The sequence below is a fragment of the Pseudonocardia hydrocarbonoxydans genome (assembly GCF_006539565.1).
Taxonomy (GTDB): Bacteria; Actinomycetota; Actinomycetes; order Mycobacteriales; family Pseudonocardiaceae; genus Pseudonocardia; species Pseudonocardia hydrocarbonoxydans.
The window spans coordinates 1-2,941 of the sequence record NZ_BJNG01000075.1 but is presented as its reverse complement, the minus strand read 5'-3'; the positions used below and the strand labels follow the sequence as shown (position 1 = coordinate 2,941).

At 73.2% G+C, this 2,941-nt stretch carries 5 protein-coding genes; all 5 read left to right on the top strand.

Annotated elements, in window-relative coordinates:
- A partial coding sequence (locus PHY01_RS26795; RefSeq protein ID WP_218030359.1) for a hypothetical protein occupies positions 1-225 on the top strand: 225 nt, incomplete at its 5' end.
- Positions 226-303: 78 nt separating this feature from the next.
- On the top strand, positions 304-609 hold the full coding sequence (locus PHY01_RS26000) for a hypothetical protein (protein WP_141282904.1): 306 nt from the start codon (positions 304-306) through the stop codon (positions 607-609).
- On the top strand, positions 609-2,015 hold the full coding sequence (locus tag PHY01_RS25995) for an AAA family ATPase (protein WP_141282902.1): 1,407 nt from the start codon (positions 609-611) through the stop codon (positions 2,013-2,015). Before PHY01_RS26000 ends, PHY01_RS25995 begins: the two co-directional genes overlap by 1 nt.
- Before the next feature lie 380 nt (positions 2,016-2,395).
- Entirely contained in the window at positions 2,396-2,719 is a 324-nt protein-coding gene (locus PHY01_RS25990) for a hypothetical protein (RefSeq protein WP_141282900.1), read from the top strand.
- A complete protein-coding gene (locus PHY01_RS25985) occupies positions 2,716-2,922 on the top strand; it encodes a hypothetical protein (protein WP_141282898.1) in 207 nt (68 codons plus the stop codon). The genes PHY01_RS25990 and PHY01_RS25985 overlap by 4 nt, the downstream gene beginning before the upstream one ends.
- Positions 2,923-2,941: the final 19 nt, after the last annotated feature.

Below are 2,941 nucleotides of genomic sequence, written 5' to 3'. Positions count from 1 at the left end.
CCTCGCCGACGACGTCGACTCGCTGCTGCGCTCGATGGACGCCGCTTCGGTGCCCGCCTGACCATGACCGACCGCACGCCCACCCCGGCCGACGCCGCCCGCGCCGAGCGCATCCGCCGGATCGTCGACCAGGCCCCGCCGCTCTCCGACGAGACCAGGCGTCGCGTCTCGGCGCTGCTGCGAGCCCCCGCCGACACCGCGGTGTCGCGCCCGGCCGCTGCCTGACCCCCTACATCGCGAAGGCCGGGCCTACCCAAGGCCCGGCCGTCGCACAACTTCATCCCAGCAACGGAGATTCTACCCGTGCCCACCCAGCACAGCGCCACGTACGACGTGGCCGTCGTCGACCTCCCCGAAGGTCGCGCCCTCGTCCTGTCCCCCACGATCCCCGAGGACGCCCCGCCGGCCGTCCGCGAAGGGATCGCCCGCCGTCGCATCACCAACACCGGCGGAACCTGCCCGTGCGGCGCCCGCGCCTGCCTGCCCAACCGTGCCACCCGCCGCCGCGCCAAGCGCCGCGGCGAGATGACCAGGGTCCACGTCGAGCACGCCGTCGACTGCCCGGCTACCGACGAGGCTCTCGACGCGGCGATGCGGGGTGTCCGGTGATGGACACCAACACCCACTACGCCGACGGACGACCGCGTCCGTGGTCGTTCAACGAGTGTCCACCACACCTGAGCGGCGAGGTGCGCGAGGCGTGGCCCGTCCTCACCCCGGCCGAGCGCAGCAAGGTGCTGGACAGATTCCCGGCGCCAGTCCCGGCCTTCGCGCGGCCGTGGCACCTCGTCCTCGCCCAGCGCGCCACCGCGGAGGACCGCGCCCGGCAGGCCGAGCTGGACCGACAGGACAAGATCACGAGTCGGCTCGAAATTCTCGAGGTCGACTCCGAGGCCCGCCGCCTCCTCGCCGAGCGCAACCGACCCAAGCGACGGCCCCGGTCCGAGCGGCTGATCGACTCCAACGACGTCGAGAACGTGCCGGCGCCGCGGTGGCGAATGGCCGGACTGATCCCGTGCACAGCGATCGGCTTCCTTGGCGGCGCGTACGGCACCTACAAGTCGTTCGTGGCCGTGTCGTGGGCCTGCTCCGTGGCGGCCGGCCGTGCCTGGCTCGACCGCCCCGAGTTCGCGGTCACCCAGGCCGTCAACGTGCTCTACATCGCTGCGGAAGGTTGGGACGGCATCGCGCACCGGGTCGCCGCGTGGCGGCGCCTCAACGGCGCACTGGAGCCCGGCGCACTCACGATCCACAACGAGCCGCTGCACCTCAACTCCGGCGCCGACGTCGACGAGTTGATCGACCTCGTCCGCGAGCTCAACGCGGGCCTGGTCGTCATCGACACGATGCACCGCTCGATCCCGGGCGCCGAGGAGAACTCCGCCACCGAGGTAGGGGTCGCCATCGAGGCCGCCGCCCGCCTGCGCGACGAACTCGGCGCGTCGGTCCTCCTGCTCGACCACACCGGGCACGACGGCCGCCGCCTGCGCGGGTCCTCGGCGAAGGGGTCCGACGCCGATTTCGTGCTGATGATCGACCTCGCCGGAGATGCCCGATCTTCGACGTCGCAGCGCACCCTGCGCGTGGAGAAGTTCAAGAACGCCCCTGTGGAGGGCCGGTGGCCGCTCCGGCTGCGCACGGTGCCCGGTCACGACGCGATGGTCGTCGACATCGGCGAGGAGGGTGACGCATCGCCGACGTTCGACCTCGGCCACGAGTGGTGGAAGCACGACGTCCCGGACGGTGTGGCAGACCTGTTCGCCGGGCAGGCCGGCCGACGAGCCGCGTTCGACATCGTGCGGGTCCTTGCCATGGCCGGCGACCAGGACGGCCTCAGCGGCGCCGAAATCCGGGCCGCCCTCGCCGACGGACTACAGAAGCACAGCCGCAGCTCGATCACCGCGGGCATCGCGTTGGTCAAGAACACCGCGGTCGCCGAACACGTCAACGGCACGACCCGACTCGCGCTGGCCCTGCGGTGGATGCCCCCGCACGCCGACCGGGCCGCATCTTGACCCACGGCGAAGGGGTGCCAAGTGGCGTGCCGAGCAACGTCGCGCTCGGCCCCCTACTCGGCACCCCTGCTCGGCCTCACTCGGCCACCACTCGGCATCCCCGCGACCTGCGCACTCGGCCTACTCGGCATCTGCTCGACCAGCCGTTGCACCCCTACTCGGCCCCCCGCTCCGCTCTCTAGAGCGGGGCCGAGTGCCGACCGACCCAGAACCAAGGACCACAGCCCATGACCCACAACTCGCCGACCGCCCCCGACGATCGCCCGCCGGTCCGCCCGCGCCCTCTCGCCGAGGGGGAGGAACGATGCGCGCCCGACGACGGCGACGCCGACACCGTGTCACCGCGCCCCGGACAGGGGGTTGCGCCCGCGGGCGCACGAGTGCGTGCGCGTGAGGACGACGGACAGGCTGACGTCGCCGCTGCGACCCCCTCACCGCCGTCGGCCGACCTGTTCCGCAGCGGGCACCCCGACGACCGCCTACGCCGCGCCCTGGCCCGTCTACGGCGCAGCCGCGATCCCAAGGTGCGGGCCGCCGGGGAGGAGATCGCCGCCGAGGCCGCCGCAGCGCTGCTCGCCCTCGCCGAGCGCGCCTCCCAGGCCGACCCCGTGACGCGCCGCCGCCTGGCGCAGGCCGCCGCCCGGACGGCCCGGCTGACGGCCCAGGTCGACAACCTCATCGCCGTCCGGGAGGTCCGGTCGTGATCATCGGCGACCGTGGCGTCTCCCGCGAGCACGCCCGACTACAGGCCGTCCTAGCCGCCCTGCGTGAGTACTGGGACGAGCCGACCGAACGCTCGACCGACCACATCGCCGCCGAGGCCGTCGACGTCCTGCGCCGGCTCACCGACGCCGCCCGGCACGTCCGTGCCCGCGCGGACCGCATCACCACCGAGGAGACCCCGTGACCGACCAGCCCGACGACGT

Excerpts from the sequence above, each read along its gene's own strand:
- PHY01_RS25995 (WP_141282902.1), top strand. The coding sequence starts at position 609 with ATGGACACCAACACCCACTACGCCGACGGACGACCGCGTCCGTGGTCG.